General features: G+C 57.8%; 18 protein-coding genes. 16 read left to right on the top strand and 2 right to left on the bottom strand.

Annotated features, from left to right (window positions below; all coding sequences use genetic code 11):
* Positions 1-14 precede the first annotated feature (14 nt).
* Genes prmB through ACOTZP_RS14730 form a run of 6 tightly spaced genes read left to right on the top strand, consistent with a single transcriptional unit; the run spans position 15 to position 4563 of the window.
* Positions 15-947, top strand: a complete 933-nt coding sequence (gene prmB, locus ACOTZP_RS14755) for a 50S ribosomal protein L3 N(5)-glutamine methyltransferase (RefSeq protein WP_022648865.1) — start codon at positions 15-17, stop codon at positions 945-947.
* 60 nt (positions 948-1007) lie between these two features.
* The gene (aroC, locus tag ACOTZP_RS14750; RefSeq protein ID WP_023306656.1) at positions 1008-2093 is read left to right on the top strand and encodes a chorismate synthase; all 1086 of its coding nucleotides are present in this window, start codon (positions 1008-1010) and stop codon (positions 2091-2093) included.
* Positions 2094-2095: 2 nt separating this feature from the next.
* Positions 2096-2920 (top strand): penicillin-insensitive murein endopeptidase, encoded by an 825-nt coding sequence (gene mepA / locus ACOTZP_RS14745; RefSeq protein ID WP_003861385.1) that lies wholly within the window; start codon positions 2096-2098, stop codon positions 2918-2920.
* A complete protein-coding gene (locus ACOTZP_RS14740) occupies positions 2920-3729 on the top strand; it encodes a sulfite exporter TauE/SafE family protein (RefSeq protein ID WP_022648863.1) in 810 nt (269 codons plus the stop codon). Before mepA ends, ACOTZP_RS14740 begins: the two co-directional genes overlap by 1 nt.
* On the top strand, positions 3729-4274 hold the full coding sequence (locus ACOTZP_RS14735) for an elongation factor P hydroxylase (protein ID WP_271074632.1): 546 nt from the start codon (positions 3729-3731) through the stop codon (positions 4272-4274). Before ACOTZP_RS14740 ends, ACOTZP_RS14735 begins: the two co-directional genes overlap by 1 nt.
* A 13-nt stretch (positions 4275-4287) precedes the next feature.
* A complete protein-coding gene (locus ACOTZP_RS14730; protein ID WP_271074633.1) occupies positions 4288-4563 on the top strand; it encodes a YfcL family protein in 276 nt (91 codons plus the stop codon).
* A 65-nt stretch (positions 4564-4628) separates the two neighbouring features.
* Here ACOTZP_RS14730 and mnmC read toward each other — a convergent pair whose 3' ends face one another.
* Positions 4629-6626, bottom strand: a complete 1998-nt coding sequence (gene mnmC / locus ACOTZP_RS14725) for a bifunctional tRNA (5-methylaminomethyl-2-thiouridine)(34)-methyltransferase MnmD/FAD-dependent 5-carboxymethylaminomethyl-2-thiouridine(34) oxidoreductase MnmC (RefSeq protein WP_023300645.1) — start codon at positions 6624-6626, stop codon at positions 4629-4631.
* 158 nt (positions 6627-6784) lie between these two features.
* Between mnmC and fabB the strand changes: the two genes are divergently transcribed.
* A complete protein-coding gene (gene fabB, locus ACOTZP_RS14720) occupies positions 6785-8002 on the top strand; it encodes a beta-ketoacyl-ACP synthase I (RefSeq protein WP_022648859.1) in 1218 nt (405 codons plus the stop codon).
* Positions 8003-8070: 68 nt separating this feature from the next.
* On the top strand, positions 8071-9249 hold the full coding sequence (locus ACOTZP_RS14715) for an MFS transporter (protein ID WP_047729280.1): 1179 nt from the start codon (positions 8071-8073) through the stop codon (positions 9247-9249).
* Between the two features lie 84 nt (positions 9250-9333).
* Here the strand turns inward: ACOTZP_RS14715 and flk are convergent, their stop codons facing one another.
* On the bottom strand, positions 9334-10338 hold the full coding sequence (gene flk, locus ACOTZP_RS14710) for a flagella biosynthesis regulator Flk (protein WP_023306651.1): 1005 nt from the start codon (positions 10336-10338) through the stop codon (positions 9334-9336).
* 111 nt (positions 10339-10449) lie between these two features.
* Here flk and pdxB point away from each other — a divergent pair, with 111 nt between their 5' ends.
* The 8 genes from pdxB to cvpA all read left to right on the top strand — a co-directional run bounded on the left by pdxB (position 10450) and on the right by cvpA (position 17994).
* On the top strand, positions 10450-11586 hold the full coding sequence (gene pdxB, locus ACOTZP_RS14705; protein ID WP_023306650.1) for a 4-phosphoerythronate dehydrogenase PdxB: 1137 nt from the start codon (positions 10450-10452) through the stop codon (positions 11584-11586).
* Between the two features lie 67 nt (positions 11587-11653).
* Positions 11654-12667: an aspartate-semialdehyde dehydrogenase gene (locus ACOTZP_RS14700; protein WP_271074634.1), complete on the top strand. Its 1014-nt coding sequence runs from the start codon at positions 11654-11656 to the stop codon at positions 12665-12667.
* Positions 12667-13479 carry a tRNA pseudouridine(38-40) synthase TruA gene (gene truA / locus ACOTZP_RS14695; protein ID WP_001286071.1) on the top strand — a complete coding sequence of 271 codons (813 nt, stop codon included), beginning with the start codon at positions 12667-12669 and terminating at the stop codon, positions 13477-13479. Before ACOTZP_RS14700 ends, truA begins: the two co-directional genes overlap by 1 nt.
* Before the next feature lie 28 nt (positions 13480-13507).
* Positions 13508-14167, top strand: a complete 660-nt coding sequence (locus tag ACOTZP_RS14690; RefSeq protein ID WP_006811410.1) for a DedA family protein — start codon at positions 13508-13510, stop codon at positions 14165-14167.
* A 154-nt stretch (positions 14168-14321) separates the two neighbouring features.
* Positions 14322-15227, top strand: coding sequence for an acetyl-CoA carboxylase, carboxyltransferase subunit beta (gene accD, locus ACOTZP_RS14685; RefSeq protein ID WP_022648854.1), 906 nt, complete (start codon positions 14322-14324; stop codon positions 15225-15227).
* Positions 15228-15297: 70 nt separating this feature from the next.
* Complete coding sequence (folC, locus tag ACOTZP_RS14680; RefSeq protein ID WP_063146677.1) at positions 15298-16566, top strand: bifunctional tetrahydrofolate synthase/dihydrofolate synthase; 1269 nt, start codon at positions 15298-15300, stop codon at positions 16564-16566.
* Positions 16556-17251 (top strand): cell division protein DedD, encoded by a 696-nt coding sequence (dedD, locus tag ACOTZP_RS14675; protein WP_017383444.1) that lies wholly within the window; start codon positions 16556-16558, stop codon positions 17249-17251. Before folC ends, dedD begins: the two co-directional genes overlap by 11 nt.
* A gap of 254 nt (positions 17252-17505) precedes the next feature.
* Complete coding sequence (cvpA, locus tag ACOTZP_RS14670) at positions 17506-17994, top strand: colicin V production protein (RefSeq protein ID WP_000262116.1); 489 nt, start codon at positions 17506-17508, stop codon at positions 17992-17994.
* The last annotated feature ends 9 nt before the right edge of the window (positions 17995-18003 follow it).

The following is an 18003-nucleotide window of genomic DNA, read 5'->3' as shown; positions in this document are numbered from 1 at the left end:
CCCTGGAGGAAAGAGTGGATAAAATTTTTGTCGATGAAGCAGTAAACGAGCTGCATACCATACAGGACATGTTGCGCTGGTCGGTTAGCCGCTTCAGCGCCGCCAATATCTGGTACGGACACGGCACCGATAACCCGTGGGATGAGGCCGTCCAGCTGGTGCTGCCGTCACTCTACCTGCCGCTGGATATTCCGGAAGACATGCGCACCGCGCGCCTGACCTCCAGTGAAAAACACCGCATCGTTGAGCGCGTGATCCGTCGCGTGAACGAGCGTATTCCGGTGGCTTACCTGACCAACAAAGCCTGGTTCTGCGGCCATGAGTTCTATGTTGATGAGCGTGTGCTGGTGCCACGTTCGCCGATTGGCGAGCTGATCAACAACCACTTTGACGGCCTGATTAACCATCAGCCGCAGCACATACTTGATATGTGCACCGGCAGCGGCTGCATCGCGATTGCCTGCGCGTACGCCTTCCCGGAAGCGGAAGTAGACGCCGTCGATATCTCCACCGACGCGCTGGCCGTCACCGAACACAACATTGAAGAGCACGGCTTGATCCATCACGTCACGCCTATCCGCTCTGACCTGTTCCGCGACCTGCCGACGCTGCAATACGACCTGATCGTCACCAATCCACCGTACGTGGATGCCGAAGACATGTCCGATCTGCCGAACGAGTACCGTCACGAGCCGGAGCTGGGCCTGGCGTCAGGCTCTGACGGGCTGAAGCTGACCCGCCGCATCCTGGCCTGCGCGCCGGATTATCTGACCGACGATGGCGTTCTGATTTGTGAAGTGGGTAACAGCATGGTACATCTGATAGAGCAGTACCCGGATGTGCCGTTCACCTGGCTTGAGTTCGACAACGGCGGTGACGGCGTCTTTATGCTGACCAAAACGCAACTGCTTGATGCACGCGAATACTTCAGCATTTACAAAGATTAATCCAGCGGGCTTCGGCCCGTTTCACAACGCTCAAACACAAACAACAACATCGGAGCCGTGATGGCAGGAAACAGTATTGGACAGGTATTCCGTGTGACCACCTTTGGCGAGTCGCACGGTCTGGCACTGGGTTGTATCGTTGATGGCGTCCCGCCAGGCATCGAACTGACCGAAGCCGATTTACAGCATGACCTTGACCGTCGTCGTCCGGGTACCTCTCGCTACACCACGCAGCGTCGCGAGCCGGACCAGGTCAAAATTCTCTCCGGCGTTTTTGAAGGCCGTACCACCGGGACCAGCATTGGTCTGCTGATTGAAAACACCGATCAGCGCTCCCAGGACTACGGCGCGATTAAAGACGTCTTCCGTCCGGGCCACGCCGACTATACCTACGAACAAAAATATGGCTTTCGCGACTATCGCGGCGGCGGACGTTCTTCCGCGCGTGAAACCGCGATGCGCGTGGCGGCAGGTGCGATTGCCAAAAAATATCTCCAGCAGAAATTCGGCATCGTTATCCGGGGCTGTCTGACCCAGATGGGCGACATTCCGCTGGCAATCAAAGACTGGGATCAGGTAGAACTTAACCCGTTCTTCTGCGCCGATGCCGACAAGCTGGACGCGCTGGACGAGCTGATGCGTGGCCTGAAAAAAGAGGGCGACTCCATTGGTGCGAAAGTCACCGTGGTGGCCGACGGTGTGCCGGCTGGCTGGGGCGAGCCGGTATTTGACCGCCTCGACGCTGACATCGCCCACGCGCTGATGAGCATCAACGCGGTGAAAGGCGTTGAAATCGGCGACGGTTTTGACGTGGTTAAGCTTCGCGGCAGCCAAAACCGCGACGAAATCACGAAGGCGGGTTTCCAGAGCAACCATGCGGGCGGCATTCTGGGCGGCATCAGCAGCGGGCAGCAAATTATTGCCAATATCGCGCTGAAGCCAACGTCCAGCATTACCGTGCCGGGCCACACGATTAACCGCTCAGGCGATGAAGTAGAGATGATCACCAAAGGACGGCACGATCCATGCGTGGGGATCCGCGCGGTACCGATCGCAGAAGCGATGCTGGCGATCGTGCTGATGGATCACTTCCTGCGCCAGCGCGCGCAGAATGCGGATGTGACGACCACCATTCCACGCTGGTAACTATGAAAAAAACCGCAATCGCTCTGCTGGCGCTGCTGGCCAGTGGAGCAAGCCTGGCCGCCACGCCGTGGCAGAAAATCACCCACCCGGTAGCGGGAAGCGCGCAGTCCATTGGCGCTTTCTCCAACGGGTGTATCGTCGGCGCGCAGGAACTTCCGCTGCAGTCGGACACCTATCAGGTGATGCGCACCGACCAGCGCCGTTACTTCGGCCATCCTGACCTGGTGCTGTTTATTCAGCGTCTTGGCAACCAGGTGCATAACCTGGGGCTGGGGACGATGCTGATTGGCGATATGGGGATGCCTGCAGGTGGTCGCTTCAACGGCGGTCACGCCAGCCACCAGACCGGACTGGATGTGGACATCTTCCTGCAACTGCCGAAAACGCGCTGGAGCTCAGCGCAGCTGCTGAAACCGCAGGCGCTGGATCTGGTCTCGGCCGACGGTAAACGGGTCGTCGCCTCGCGCTGGTCGCCGGAAATTTCCAGCATGATTAAGCTGGCGGCAGAGGATAACGACGTCACACGGATCTTTGTTAACCCGGCCATCAAGCAGCAGCTTTGCCTGGATGCGGGAACGGATCGCGACTGGCTGCGTAAAGTGCGCCCGTGGTTCCAGCACCGGGCGCATATGCATGTTCGCCTGCGCTGTCCGGCGAACAGCCTGGAATGTGAAGATCAGCCGCTGCCACCGCCTGGCGATGGTTGTGGTTACGAACTGCAAAGCTGGTTTGAACCGGCCAAGCCTGGAACCTCTAAGCCTGAGAAGAAGACACCGCCTCCGTTGCCGCCTTCCTGCCAGGCGCTACTGGATGAGCATGTACTTTAATGGATAATTTCGTCGATCTGTTTATGGTGTCACCGCTGCTGCTGGCGGTGCTCTTTTTTGTTGCGATGTTAGCCGGATTTATCGATGCCCTGGCGGGCGGTGGCGGGTTGCTCACCGTTCCGGCGCTGCTGGCGGCAGGCATGAGCCCTGCCCAGGCGCTTGCCACCAACAAACTCCAGGCATGCGGCGGTTCGCTCTCCTCATCACTCTACTTTGTTCGGCGCAAAGTGGTGAATCTCGCCGATCAGAAGCTCAATATCCTGATGACGTTTATTGGCTCGACGGCGGGCGCGCTGCTGGTCCAGCACGTACAGTCCGACATTCTGCGCCAGATCCTGCCGATTCTGGTTATCTGTATTGGCCTCTATTTCTTACTGATGCCAAAGCTCGGCGAGGAAGACCGGGCGCGGCGACTGCACGGCCTGCCGTTTGCGCTGATTGCCGGTGGCTGCGTCGGTTTTTACGACGGCTTCTTTGGTCCGGGAGCAGGCTCGTTTTACGCGCTGGCATTCGTGACGCTGGCCGGGTTCAACCTCGCCAAATCCACCGCCCACGCCAAAGTCCTCAACGCAACCTCCAACGTTGGCGGTCTGCTGCTGTTTATCATTGGCGGCAAGGTTATCTGGGCTACCGGATTTGTGATGATGGCGGGGCAGTTTTTGGGCGCGCGCGCAGGCTCGCGTCTGGTATTAAGCAAAGGGCAAAAGCTGATCCGCCCGATGATTGTTGTCGTCTCGGCGGTGATGAGCGCCAAACTTCTTTATGACAGCCATGGACAGGAGATCCTCACCTGGTTGGGGATGAACTAATGAACAGTACGCATAAATACGAACAGCTGATTGAGATCTTCGACAGCTGTTTTGCTGATGATTTTAATACCCGTCTGATTAAAGGCGACGACGAACCGATCTATCTTCCTGCTGATGACCAGGTTTCATACAACCGCATCGTCTTTGCCCACGGCTTTTACGCCAGCGGTTTGCACGAGATTTCGCACTGGTGCATCGCGGGGAATGCGCGTCGCGAGCTGGTGGACTTTGGTTACTGGTACTGCCCGGACGGGCGCGACGCCGCCACCCAAGGGCAGTTCGAAGATGTGGAGGTGAAACCGCAGGCGCTGGAGTGGCTGTTCTGCGTGGCGGCGGGTTTCCCGTTCAACGTCAGCTGTGACAACCTTGAAGGCGACTTCGAGCCAGACCGTATCGTCTTCCAGCGCCGCGTGCATGCGCAGGTGATGGAATATCTTGAGAAAGGCATCCCGGAACGTCCGGCACGCCTGATCGAGGCTTTACAAAATTATTACCATACGCCGGAGATCACGGCGGAATGCTTCCCGTGGCCGGAAGATTTATAACAGAGGAAAGAAGATGATCGCAGAATTTGAATCACGCATTCTGGCGTTAATTGATGACATGGTGGAACACGCCAGCGATGATGAGCTGTTCGCCAGCGGTTATCTGCGTGGTCACCTGACGCTGGCGGTAGCCGCGCTGGAAGCAGGGGACGATCACTCTGCCGACGCCGTTCACGCGGAAGTTACTCGCAGCCTTGAAAAAGCCATTCTGGCCGGGGAACTGTCTCCACGCGACCAGTCTTTAGTGCTGGGCATGTGGAACAATTTGTTCCAGCAGGCTAAACGCTAAGTTGCCGCCTTCTCTTCCCTCTCCCTTTTGGGGAGAGGGCCAGGGTGAGGACACCAGACCGCACCCTACTTAACCCTTTTCCCCTTCAGCAATTTCCGCACCCACAGTCGGTTCGGGTTAAGCCCCGCGAGCGTAACCCTGTCCAGCGGAACCGGCTCATCGCTCATTTGCGCGGCTAGCACTTCAGCCAGCAATGGCGCGGAGCATAATCCCCGCGAGCCTAAGCCACCCAACATAAACAGTTCCGGATAAACGGGCGCACTTACCGCCGTTTCTTTGTTGTCTGCAAGATCCTGATAGACTTCAAGCGTGGCGTCATAGTCCGGCACGTTTCCCGCCATCGGCAGGTGATCGCGGGTCGCGCAGCGTACGCCGCAGCGCGCCTGACCCTCACTGACATCAACCTCTTTCGCCCACGACGCATTCGGGAAACAGTCGAGCAGGCGCTGGCGGTTTTGCTGCTGATCCGCTTCGCTGTACTGCATATCTGTTTCACCGCGATGATAGCTGGCACCGATGCAGTGATGGCCGTTGGACGGATTTTGTGGCGTCGCGTAGCCGTCGTAACACAGCACCTGACGCAGTTTGCTCAGTTCGGGCGCGGTCGGGATATGGCTCACCTGGCCGCCGACTGGATAAACCGGCAATGACGCTGTCTGGGTAAACTGAGTGATGTGATGTCCGTTGGCCAGTACAACGCTGGCATGCTGCGACGCTTTGCCGTCAGCAAAACGCAGTTCCCAGTGCGCAGTGCGGCTTAGCGATTGAACCTTATGGGCATAATGCACTGTCAACCCACGCGACTGCCCGAGGGCTATCGCCGCAGAAGTCAGTTCAGCCGGACACAGCCAGCCGCCGAGTGGATACTGAATTCCGCCGCAGCCGGTGTCGACGCCAGCGGTCTCAGCAACCTGCTGAGCCGTCACTGCATGGGCGATGGTTTCCGGCAGCCCCAGCGACAACATTTGGGTGATTTTCTGTTGGCTCTTCTCATCCCAGCCCAACTGCGTCACACCGCACCAGTCGTGGTCGAACGCAACCGGCAGGCTATCGTAAAGGCGACGAGCAAACGTAAACGCAGCCGGGAAGAACTGGAACAGTGCGGGATCGTGTGAACTTAATAAGGGATAAAGCGCCCCCTGACGGTTGCCTGATGCACCCATCGCCGGTGCCTCGTCAGCGCAGTAGAGCGTCACCTGCCAGCCACGGTGCAGCAGCGCCAGTGAGAGCAGGGCGCTGGCAATACCTCCGCCCACAATGGCGACCTCACGCGACGCACTGGGGCGGCGAGCAAACCAGGGTGCCTGTGCCGGGATCGCCAGATCCTGTTCCATCACCCCCACCAGCATGTCGCGTTTGCGGCCAAAGCCTTTGGTTTTCCGCATGGTAAACCCCGCCTCCTGCAACCCACGGCGGACAAAGCCCGCCGAGGTGAAGGTGGCAAGCGTCGCGCCCGGGCGTGCCAGACGTGCCATTGCGCTGAACAGGTGCGGACTCCACATGTCAGGGTTTTTGGCGGGCGCAAAACCGTCCAGGAACCAGGCGTCCACTTTCTGATGCATTGAGTCATCGAGCTTATCGGTCAGGTCGTTAATGTCGCCAAGCCACAGGTCGAGCGTGACGCGTCCGTCGTCCAGAATCAGACGATGACAGCCGCCGATAGCCGGTGGCCACTGGGCCTGAAGCTGTTCCGCCCAGTGGGCAAGCTCCGGCCAGCGCTGATGGGCAAGCCGCAGATCGTGCGCGGTAAGCGGAAATTTTTCAAAACTGATGAAATGTAATCTTTGTAAGGTAGCTTCGGGGTGTGCAGCGCGAAACTGATCGAAGGCCTGCCAGAGGGTCAAAAAATTCAGCCCGGTGCCGAAACCGCTCTCCGCGACGACAAACAGGCTGCGCGGATGCTCAGGGAAGCGGGTGCTGAGATGATTTCCTTCGAGGAAGACATAGCGCGTCTCTTCCAGTCCGTTATCATTAGAAAAGTAGACGTCATCAAAATCTCGGGAAACAGGTGTACCCTCAGCGTTGAATTCGAGGTTGGCAGGTTGTATGGCGTTTTGTTTCACGTAAGTTACTCGTCCGACAGGCAGTGGCACGATCTTAGCGATGTGAGCCCATCGGTGCAAATTTCCACAGAAAATCGCTGATCGGACTTGTTCGGCGTACAAGTGTACGCTATTGTGCGACTCGAAACTTTTTATAGTGCGACTTACAGAGGTATTGAATGAAACGTGCAGTGATTACTGGCCTGGGCATCGTTTCCAGCATCGGTAATAACCAGCAGGAAGTCCTGGCATCTCTGCGTGAAGGACGCTCCGGGATCACTTTCTCTGAAGAGTTTAAAGATTCTGGAATGCGTAGCCACGTATGGGGTAACGTTAAACTGGATACCACCGGTTTAATTGACCGTAAAGTGGTTCGTTTCATGAACGATGCCTCTATCTACGCCTATCTTTCCATGCAGGAAGCGATCAAGGATTCTGGTCTGAGCGAAGACGCTTACCAGAACAACCCACGCGTGGGCCTGATTGCAGGCTCCGGCGGTTCCTCTAAAGCTCAGGTGTTCGGTGCTGACGCCATGCGCAGCCCGCGCGGCCTGAAAGCGGTCGGTCCATATGTTGTGACCAAAGCCATGGGTTCAGCGGTTTCTGCGTGCCTGGCAACGCCGTTCAAAATCCACGGTGTGAACTACTCCATCAGCTCCGCATGTGCGACCTCCGCACACTGTATCGGTAATGCGGTTGAGCAGATCCAGCTGGGCAAACAGGACATCGTATTTGCTGGCGGCGGCGAAGAGCTGGGCTGGGAAATGGCCTGTGAGTTCGACGCGATGGGCGCACTGTCCACCAAATACAACGAAACGCCAGACAAAGCATCCCGTACCTATGATGCACACCGCGACGGTTTTGTTATCGCTGGCGGCGGCGGTATGGTTGTGGTTGAAGAGCTGGAACACGCGCTGGCGCGTGGCGCGCACATCTACGCTGAGATCGTGGGCTACGGCGCAACGTCTGACGGCGCTGACATGGTTGCTCCATCCGGCGAAGGCGCGGTGCGCTGCATGAAGATGGCGATGCACGGCGTTGATACCCCAATCGACTACCTGAACTCTCACGGCACCTCAACGCCGGTAGGCGACGTGAAAGAGCTGGGTGCGATCCGTGAAGTGTTCGGCGACAACAGTCCGGCTATCTCTGCAACCAAAGCCATGACCGGTCACTCTCTGGGTGCGGCGGGTGTGCAGGAAGCGATCTACTCTCTGCTGATGCTGGAAAACGGTTTTATCGCGCCAAGCATCAACATCGACGAGATGGACGAGCAGGCGGCAGGCCTGAACATCGTGACCGAAACCACCGAACGTGAGCTGACGACCGTTATGTCCAACAGCTTCGGTTTCGGCGGCACCAACGCCACGCTGGTGATGCGTAAGCTGAAAGCGTAAGCGTTTGAAGATATAGTAGAAGGGAGCCACGCGGCTCCCTTTTTTTATGCCTGAACACGGAGTTATGCATGAAGGCTGTTACCCCTGAGAAGAGCGCTCCTTCCGGGAACCTTTCCCTTTTCCGCATCGCCTTTGCGGTGTTTCTGACCTACATGACCGTTGGTCTGCCGCTGCCGGTGATCCCCTTGTTCGTTCACCAGGAGCTGGGCTATGGCAACACCATGGTCGGTATTGCGGTGGGCATTCAGTTTTTAGCGACGGTTTTAACCCGGGGCTACGCCGGTCGCCTGGCGGATCAGCACGGCGCAAAACGCTCGGCGTTGCAGGGCATGTTTGCCTGCGGGCTGGCGGGGGGAGCCTGGCTGCTGGCGGCGCTGTTGCCGATAGATGCAGCGTATAAATTCGCGCTGCTGGTGGCGGGGCGCCTGATCCTCGGCTTTGGCGAAAGCCAGCTGCTGACCGGCACCCTGACCTGGGGAATGGGGCTGGTGGGACCTGCGCGTTCCGGAAAAGTGATGTCCTGGAACGGGATGGCGATTTACGGCGCGCTGGCGGCAGGCGCACCACTGGGGCTGCTGATCCACAGCCAGTTTGGTTTTGCGGCGTTGGCAGGCACCACCATGGTATTACCGCTGCTGGCGTGGGCGTTTAACGGTTCGGTGCGCAAGGTGCCCGCCCATAAAGGCGAGCGTCCTTCGCTGTGGAGCGTGGTGGGGCAAATCTGGCAACCGGGGCTTGGGCTGGCGCTTCAGGGGGTAGGCTTCGCGGTTATTGGTACCTTTGTCTCCCTCTATTTCATGAGCCGCGGCTGGGCGATGGCGGGCTTTACGCTGACGGCCTTTGGCGGCGCGTTTGTATTGATGCGCGTGCTGTTTGGCTGGATGCCGGATCGCTTTGGCGGCGTGAAGGTGGCGGTGGCGTCACTGGTCATTGAGACCGTGGGTCTGGTACTGCTCTGGCAGGCGCCGTCCGCATCCGTTGCGCTGCTGGGTGCGGCGTTAACCGGCTGCGGCTGCTCACTGATCTTCCCGGCGCTGGGCGTTGAAGTGGTTAAGCGCGTGGCTCCGCAGGTGCGCGGCACGGCGCTGGGCGGCTATGCGGCGTTTCAGGATATCTCTTACGGCATCACCGGGCCGCTGGCGGGGCTGCTTGCAACGTCGTTTGGCTATCCTTCCGTATTTCTCGCCGGTGCGGTGTCAGCGGTAGTGGGGATTGTGGTGACGCTGGTGGCGTTTCGCAGGTCGTAGTTTTTGCCCGGTGGCGCTCCGCTTACCGGGCCTACAACCGCGCGAACCGTAGGCCGGGTAAGGCGTAGCCGCCACCCGGCAGTTTTAAGAAACCAGCCAGAAAATCGCCAGCGCAATCAGCAACGCGATAAACATCAATCCCGGACGGGCAGAAAGCGTCTTGAACGTGTCAACAACGGGGGCAAACAGCGGGTTGTAGATCGGCTGAATGTTTCTTACCTCCGGCACGCCGCCTTCCCGCTCGGCGCGGCGAACGAAGATCTGATTCAGTAAATCCTGTACCTGCGCGGTGGTCAGCACGGTTTGCGGTGTCGCCTGCCAGCTCTGCTGGGCGTAATCCCGGATCATATCGAACTCGTGCGGTTCCAGCGGTTGTTTCAGTGCCGCCTGTACGCTGTGCAGGGTCGGAGCGCTCTGGGTGCTGAGCGTCTGACGCGCCTGGAGCCAGGTGACCAGATGGGTAAACTGTTTTGCCGGGATCATCTCGCCCGCTTTCACACCGGAAAGTTCCAGCATGGATTGCCAGATAAGCTTTGTCGGTTCGCCGGTGGCGGCAGCCAGCTTAGTGACCATCTGCTTGAGCGTATTATGCTCCGCAGGCTGCAATGGCCGTTCTGTAGACGGGCGCTGTTGCGGCTGCGGGATAGAAAGCTGATTGCTTTGCAGCAGGGTCAACACGGTTTTCAGCTGTTCCGGCGAAAGCTGGCTCAGGGCGGTATGACCGTATTGCTGACGGATAAAATCACTCACCGCCTGACGATTATTCCCCTGGCCCAACAGCTCGGTCAGCTGCGAGATAATCTGGCGGGTAGTATGTTGCTGCTGTGCGCTGGTAAGACGCTGGTTCAGGTTTTGTTCGGCGGCAGGGAAATGGCGCGACTGTAGCGGCGCATCGTTTCTGACGCCCAAATCGTGCTTAACGCCGGCCCATACCTCTGCGTTTTGCTGTGAGGTCAACGCAATAAGACGCGTGATAAGACGCTCCAGTACGGTGCGTTGCTGCGTGGAGAGCGGTTGTTCGCCTGGCGTGTTGGGCGTTACGGGGCCTTCACCCGGAGGGCGCGGAGGCGTACCTGAAATGGGCTGCATCGTCAAAAATCCTTAAAGTCAAACTCTGCGTAACCGGGCGGAGATATATGCCCGGCGGCGAGATTATGGCACACTTGGCAGGTTTACTTCCTCTCAAACAGGTACTCAGACGTGAAAATCCTCGTTGATGAAAATATGCCTTACGCCCGTGAGCTGTTCAGCCGCCTGGGTGAGGTTAAGGCTGTCCCTGGTCGCCCGATTCCGGTCAGCGAACTGGACGATGCAGACGCCCTGATGGTGCGCTCGGTGACCAAAGTAAATGAGGCGCTGCTCACCGGCAAAGGGGTTAAATTTGTCGGGACGGCAACGGCCGGGACCGATCATGTGGATGACCAGTGGCTTAAGCAGGCGGGGATTGGTTTTTCCGCGGCACCAGGCTGTAACGCCATTGCCGTCGTGGAATATGTATTCTCCTCGCTATTGATGCTGGCCGAGCGCGATGGTTTTGCGCTGAAAGACCGCACCGTCGGGATTGTGGGTGTGGGCAACGTGGGCGGACGTCTGCAAAAGCGTCTGGAAGCCTGGGGCATCCGCACTCTGCTGTGCGATCCGCCGCGTAAGGATAACGGCGATGAGGGCGATTTCCGCACGCTGGATGAGCTGGTCGACGAGTGCGACGTCATCACCTTCCATACGCCGCTCTTTAAAGAAGGGCCGTACAAGACTCTGCACCTGGCCGACGAAAAGCTGATCCGCCGTCTGAAGGCTGGCACTATTCTGATAAATGCCTGCCGGGGACCGGTGGTGGATAACGCGGCGCTGCTGACATGTCTCGACGAGGGTCAAGATCTTAGCGTCGTACTGGACGTCTGGGAGCCAGAGCCGGATCTCAACGTCGCATTGCTGAATAAGGTGGACGTGGGTACCGCGCATATCGCGGGTTATACCCTTGAAGGCAAAGCGCGTGGCACAACCCAGGTGTTTGAGGCTTACAGCGCCTTTATCGGCCATCCGCAGCAGGTAGCGCTGGATACGCTGCTGCCCGCCCCGGAATTTGGTCGCATTACCCTTCATGGACCGCTGGATGAGGCAACGCTGAAAAGACTGGTGCATTTGGTGTATGATGTGCGCCGCGATGACGCGCTGCTGCGTAAAGTGGCGGGTATTCCGGGTGAGTTTGACAAGCTGCGCAAAAATTACCTTGAGCGCCGCGAGTGGTCCTCCCTGTATGTGATGTGCGATGACGCCCCCGCGGCGGCGCTGTTGCATCAGCTGGGATTTAACGCCGTTCACCACCCGGCACGTTAATGTCTTCTTAATGCTCCCTGTCGGATATTCCGGCAGGGACGCTTTTTTATTTCTGGAGTAAACCACCATGTCTGAAGGCTGGAACATTGCCATTTTGGGTGCCACTGGCGCCGTGGGCGAAGCCCTGCTTGAAACCCTTGCTGAGCGTCAGTTCCCGGTGGGCGACATTTACGCGCTGGCGCGTACCGACAGCGCAGGAGAACATCTGCGTTTCGGCGGGAAATCCGTGATGGTGCAGGATGCCGCCGCGTTTGACTGGACACAGGCTCAGCTGGCGTTTTTTGCCGCAGGTGCGGAAGCCACGGCATCCTACATTGAAGAAGCGACCAATTCAGGCTGTCTGGTGATCGACCTGAGCGGTCTGTTCTCCCTGGAGCCGGATGTGCCGTTGGTGGTGCCGGACGTCAACCCGTTTGTGCTGGCTGACTACCGCAACCGCAATATCATTGCAGTACCGCACAGCCTCATCAGCCAGCTGCTGACCGCGCTGAAGCCGCTGATCGACGACGGTGGCCTGTCGCGTATTTCCGTGACCAGCCTGCTGTCAGCCTCCGCTAACGGCAAAAAAGCCGTAGACGCACTGGCAGGGCAGAGCGCGAAGCTGCTGAACGGTATCCCGATCGACGAAGATGATTTCTTTGGCCGCCAGCTGGCGTTCAACATGCTGCCGCTGCTGCCGGATCGTGAAGGTTCGGTGCGGGAAGAGCGTCGTATCGTCGATGAAGCACGCAAAATTCTGCAGGATGACGGTCTGATGATCTCCGCGAACGTCGTGCAGTCTCCGGTCTTTTACGGCCACGCGCAGATGGTCGGGTTTGAAGCCCTGCGTCCGCTGGCGGCTGAAGAAGCCCGCGACGCGTTTGGCCGCGGAGAGGACCTTGTCCTGTCCGAAGAGAGTGAATTCCCGACGCAGGTGGGCGACGCTACCGGCAGCGCGCATCTCTCTGTGGGCTGCGTGCGTAACGATTACGGTATGCCTGAGCAGGTGCAGTTCTGGTCCGTTGCCGACAACGTGCGTTTTGGCGGCGCGCTGATGGCGGTCAAAATCGCGGAAAAACTGGTGCAGGAGTATCTGTACTGATGTCAGATGTGGAACAAAAGCCGGTCCACAGAATTGCCCTCGGCATTGAATACGATGGCAGTAAATACTATGGCTGGCAGCGGCAGAATGAGGTGCGCAGCGTCCAGGAGAAGCTGGAGAAAGCGCTCTCTCAGGTGGCGAATGAACCGATAAGCGTCTTCTGTGCGGGCCGCACCGATGCCGGCGTTCACGGCACGGGGCAGGTGGTGCATTTTGACACCACCGCCGTGCGCAAAGACGCGGCCTGGACGCTGGGTGTAAATGCGAATTTGCCTGGTGACATTGCCGTGCGTTGGGTGAAAGCTGTGCCGGATGATTTTCACGCGCGTTTCAGCGCGACGGCGCGGCGCTACCGTTATGTCATCTACAACCAGCGCCTGCGCCCGGCGGTGTTAAGCCAGGGCGTGACGCATTTTTATGAACCGCTGGATGCAGAACGTATGCAGCGTGCGGCGCAGTGTCTGATTGGAGAGAATGATTTTACGTCGTTTCGTGCGGTGCAGTGTCAGTCCCGTACGCCGTGGCGTAACGTCATGCACATTAACGTCAGTCGTTATGGCGCGTATGTGGTGGTGGATATCAAAGCCAATGCCTTTGTACATCATATGGTGCGGAATATTGTAGGCAGCCTGATGGAAGTGGGCGCCGGACACCAGCCGGAGAGCTGGATTGCAGAACTGCTGGCAGCGAAGGACAGAACGCTTGCGGCAGCAACGGCGAAAGCGGAAGGTCTGTATCTGGTTTCGGTGGATTACCCGGACCGGTTCGACCTGCCAAAACCGCCAATGGGCCCGCTGTTTTTAGCGGACTAAACAAAGGCGCAATTAGGGCTTAGACAATATGGACGTAATACGTTTTCTGATTGATTTCATCCTGCACATTGATGTTCACCTGGCGGAGCTGGTCGCGCAGTACGGCGTCTGGGTATACGCCATTCTGTTCCTCATTCTGTTCTGTGAAACCGGCCTTGTGGTTACGCCGTTCCTGCCGGGAGATTCACTGCTGTTCGTGGCGGGCGCGTTATCCGCACTGCCAACGAATGACCTGAATGTCCATCTGATGGTCGTCCTGATGATCATCGCCGCGATTATTGGTGATGCGGTCAACTACACTATCGGGCGGGTGTTTGGCGAGCGGTTGTTCAGTAATCCGGACTCGAAGATTTTCCGCCGCAGTTATTTAGATAAGACCCATGCGTTCTATGAGCGCCATGGCGGTAAAACCATTATCCTTGCCCGTTTTGTGCCTATTGTGCGCACATTTGCACCGTTTGTGGCGGGAATGGGTCACATGTCCTATCGTCATTTTGCCATGTACAACGTGGTGGGCGCGCTGCTGTGGGTACTGCTGTTTACCTATGCGGGCTACCTGTTTGGCGATCTGCCGGTGGTTCAGGAAAACCTTAAGTTACTGATTGTAGCGATTATTGTGCTTTCCGTTCTGCCGGGTGTGATCGAAATTATTCGTCACAAACGCGCGGCGGCAAAACAAGCGAAGTAAATGCACGCTGGCGGTTCGACCACTTTTTTATCCAAAGTTTCGGGCTGTTATGTTTTAATGTGCAACATTCATGGTCTGTTGGAGGCAAAAATGGCATTATTCGCCTCTTACAGCAAAACTGGCATACGACCAGGTTCAGGCAGAAAGGTTATCAATGAGCTGGATTGAACGAATTAAAAGCAACATTACCCCAACGCGTAAAGCGAGCATTCCTGAAGGGGTATGGACGAAGTGTGATAGCTGCGGCCAGGTTCTGTATCGCGCAGAGCTGGAACGCAATCTTGAGGTGTGTCCGAAGTGTGACCACCATATGCGTATGTCGGCGCGCAACCGCCTGCATAGCCTGCTGGACGAAGGTTCTCTGGTAGAACTGGGCAGCGAACTGGAGCCAAAAGATGTGCTTAAGTTCCGCGACTCCAAAAAATACAAAGATCGTCTGGCCTCTGCACAGAAAGAGACCGGCGAGAAAGACGCGCTGATCGTCATGAAAGGCACCCTGCATGAGATGCCGGTGGTTGCCGCCGCGTTTGAGTTCGCCTTTATGGGCGGCTCAATGGGCTCTGTGGTTGGTGCGCGTTTCGTGCGTGCCGTTGAGCAGGCGCTGGAAGACAACTGCCCGCTGATCTGCTTCTCCGCCTCCGGTGGCGCACGAATGCAGGAAGCGCTGATGTCCCTGATGCAGATGGCGAAAACCTCTGCCGCGCTGGCGAAAATGCAGGAGCGCGGTCTGCCGTACATCTCGGTACTGACCGACCCAACCATGGGCGGCGTTTCTGCAAGCTTCGCGATGCTGGGCGACCTGAACATCGCTGAGCCAAAAGCGCTGATCGGCTTTGCCGGTCCTCGCGTTATCGAGCAGACCGTACGTGAGAAACTGCCGCCGGGCTTCCAGCGCAGTGAGTTCCTCATTGAGAAGGGTGCTATCGACATGATCGTCCGCCGCCCGGAGATGCGCCTCAAACTGGCAAGCGTCCTGGCGAAGCTGATGAATCTGCCGTCGCCGAGCCCGGACGAGCCGCGCGAAGGCGTGGTGGTACCGGATCAGGAACCCGAGGCCTGATAACTGAAAAGGGCAGGGCCAAATGGCGCTGCCCTTTTGCTTTCTAAACCGTTAATGACAACCGGGCATCATGGAAAATAAAAGCATTCCTCAAGCCACGTCGCCCCTGGCCGCGTGGCTTTCTTATCTGGAAAACCTGCACAGTAAAACTATCGACATGGGCCTTGAGCGCGTAAGCCAGGTTGCCGCGCGCCTTGACGTGCTGAAACCTGCGCCTTTCGTGTTTACCGTGGCCGGCACTAACGGTAAAGGCACCACCTGCCGCACGCTGGAATCTGTCCTGATGGCAGCCGGTTATAAGGTAGGCGTTTACAGCTCGCCGCATCTGGTGCGCTACACCGAGCGCGTGCGGGTGCAAAACACCGAGCTGGCCGAATCGGCCCATACGGCGTCGTTTGCCGCTATCGAAGCCGCGCGCGGCGATACCTCATTAACCTATTTCGAATACGGCACCCTGTCGGCGCTGTGGCTGTTTAAGCAGGCGCAGCTGGACGTGGTGATCCTGGAAGTGGGGCTGGGCGGGCGTCTGGATGCCACCAATATGGTAGATGCGGATGTCGCCGTCGTCACCAGCATCGCGCTGGATCACACCGACTGGCTGGGGCCCGACCGCGAAAGCATTGGCCGTGAGAAGGCCGGTATTTTCCGGGCCAATAAGCCTGCCGTGGTTGGCGAACCGGACATGCCGCATACCATCGCTGAAGTGGCGAAAGAGAAGGGGGCTCGACTGCTGCGTCGCGGCGTGGACTGGCAGTATGAGGTGCAGGACAACGGCTGGCGCTTTAGCGACGCACAGGGCGTACTGGAGAATCTGCCGCTGCCGCAGGTGCCACAGCCTAACGCGGCGACTGCGCTGGCAGCCCTGCGCGCCAGCGGATTAGCGGTAAGCGAGCAGGCAATCCGCGATGGCATTCAGAACGCACTGCTGCCGGGACGTTTTCAGATTGTGAGTGAGTCACCGCGTCTGATTCTGGATGTTGCACATAACCCGCATGCGGCGGCGTACCTCGCAGGACGTCTCAAATCGTTACCAAAAACCGGGCGCGTGCTGGCGGTTATCGGTATGCTTCATGATAAAGATATCGGCGGCACGCTGGCCTGCATGGAGAGTGTGGTCGATAGCTGGTATTGTGCTCCTCTGGAAGGGCCGCGCGGCGCGACTGCTGAGCAGTTGATGGAACATCTCGGCAAAGGCGAAATCTACAGCAGTGTGGTTTCGGCCTGGCGTGCCGCGATGGCGGAGGCTAAACCAGAAGATACCGTGCTGGTGTGTGGGTCATTCCACACGGTGGCACATGTCATGGAAGTGATGGACGCGGGGAGAACCGGTGGCGAGTAAGTTTCAGAACCGTTTAACAGGAACCATTGTGCTGGTCGCGCTCGGGGTGATTATTCTCCCGGGATTGCTCGACGGGCAGAAAAAGCATTACCAGGATGAATTTGCGGCCATTCCGCTGGTACCCAAACCGGGCGATCGCGACGAGCCCGATATGCTGCCAGCGGCAACGCAGGCGCTGCCAGCCCAGCCGCCTGAAGGCGCAGCGGAAGAGGTGCGCGCAGGTGATGCAGCCGCGCCGTCTCTTGACCCGTCGCGTCTGGCCGCGAATAACAATGTTGAAATCGATCCCGTACCGGTAGAGCAACCCAAACCGGTTGAAAAACCGAAACCGGTAGAGAAAACGCAGCCTAAACCGCAGCGTGACAAAGCCGACGAGCAGCTGGCTGCGGCAACCGAAACGCCGCCACCGGCCAAACAGACCCAGCAGGAGGCTGCCCCTACGGGCAAAGCCTATGTCGTTCAGCTCGGTGCATTGAAAAATGCAGATAAGGTCAATGAGATTGTGAGTAAACTGCGCGGCGCGGGATACCGTGTTTATACTTCACCCACCACGCCGGTACAGGGTAAAATTACCCGTATCCTCGTGGGGCCGGATGCGTCTAAAGATAAGCTCAAAGGTTCGCTTGGCGAGCTGAAGCAAATCTCCGGCCTGAGCGGTGTGGTGATGAACTACAGCGCAAACTGACAGAAATTACCCCCTCACCCTAACCCTCTCCCCAAAGGGGCGAGGGGATGGTTTGCTCCCTCTCCCTTGAGGGAGAGGGCCGGGGTGAGGGGGAGGCAGACGTTCACAGAAACGTCAAAGGTGCGGTGGCGTTGAGCATTTTTTCAGCGCCTTTTTTATTTACGCGTGGGAAGGAAATCCCTACGCAAACGTTTTCTTTTTCTGTTAGAATTCGCCCCGAACTGGATGACAGGGCGTTTAATCGTGGGACACATATGGTCTGGATTGATTACGCCATCATTGCGGTGATTGGTTTTTCCTGTCTGGTTAGCCTGATCCGTGGCTTTGTTCGTGAAGCGTTATCGCTGGTAACCTGGGGTTGTGCTTTCTTTGTTGCCAGTCATTACTACACTTACCTGTCTGTCTGGTTCACGGGCTTTGAAGATGAACTGGTCCGAAACGGAATCGCCATCGCGGTGCTGTTTATCGCGACGCTGATTGTCGGCGCTATCGTCAATTACGTGATAGGTCAGCTGGTCGAGAAAACCGGTCTGTCAGGAACGGACAGGGTGCTCGGCATCTGTTTCGGCGCGTTGCGAGGCGTGCTGATTGTGGCCGCGATCCTGTTCTTCCTGGATACCTTTACCGGGTTCTCCAAAAGTGAAGACTGGCAAAAATCGCAGCTCATTCCGGAGTTCAGCTTCATCATCAGATGGTTCTTTGACTATCTGCAAAGCTCGTCGAGTTTCTTGCCCAGGGCATAAACCCTGAGA

The organism is Enterobacter cloacae complex sp. SYL001 (assembly GCF_049237025.1).
GTDB classification, from domain to species: domain Bacteria; phylum Pseudomonadota; class Gammaproteobacteria; order Enterobacterales; family Enterobacteriaceae; genus Enterobacter; species Enterobacter intestinihominis.
The sequence above is the reverse complement of the archived record's forward strand: the minus strand, read 5'-3'. Positions and strand labels throughout refer to the sequence as shown.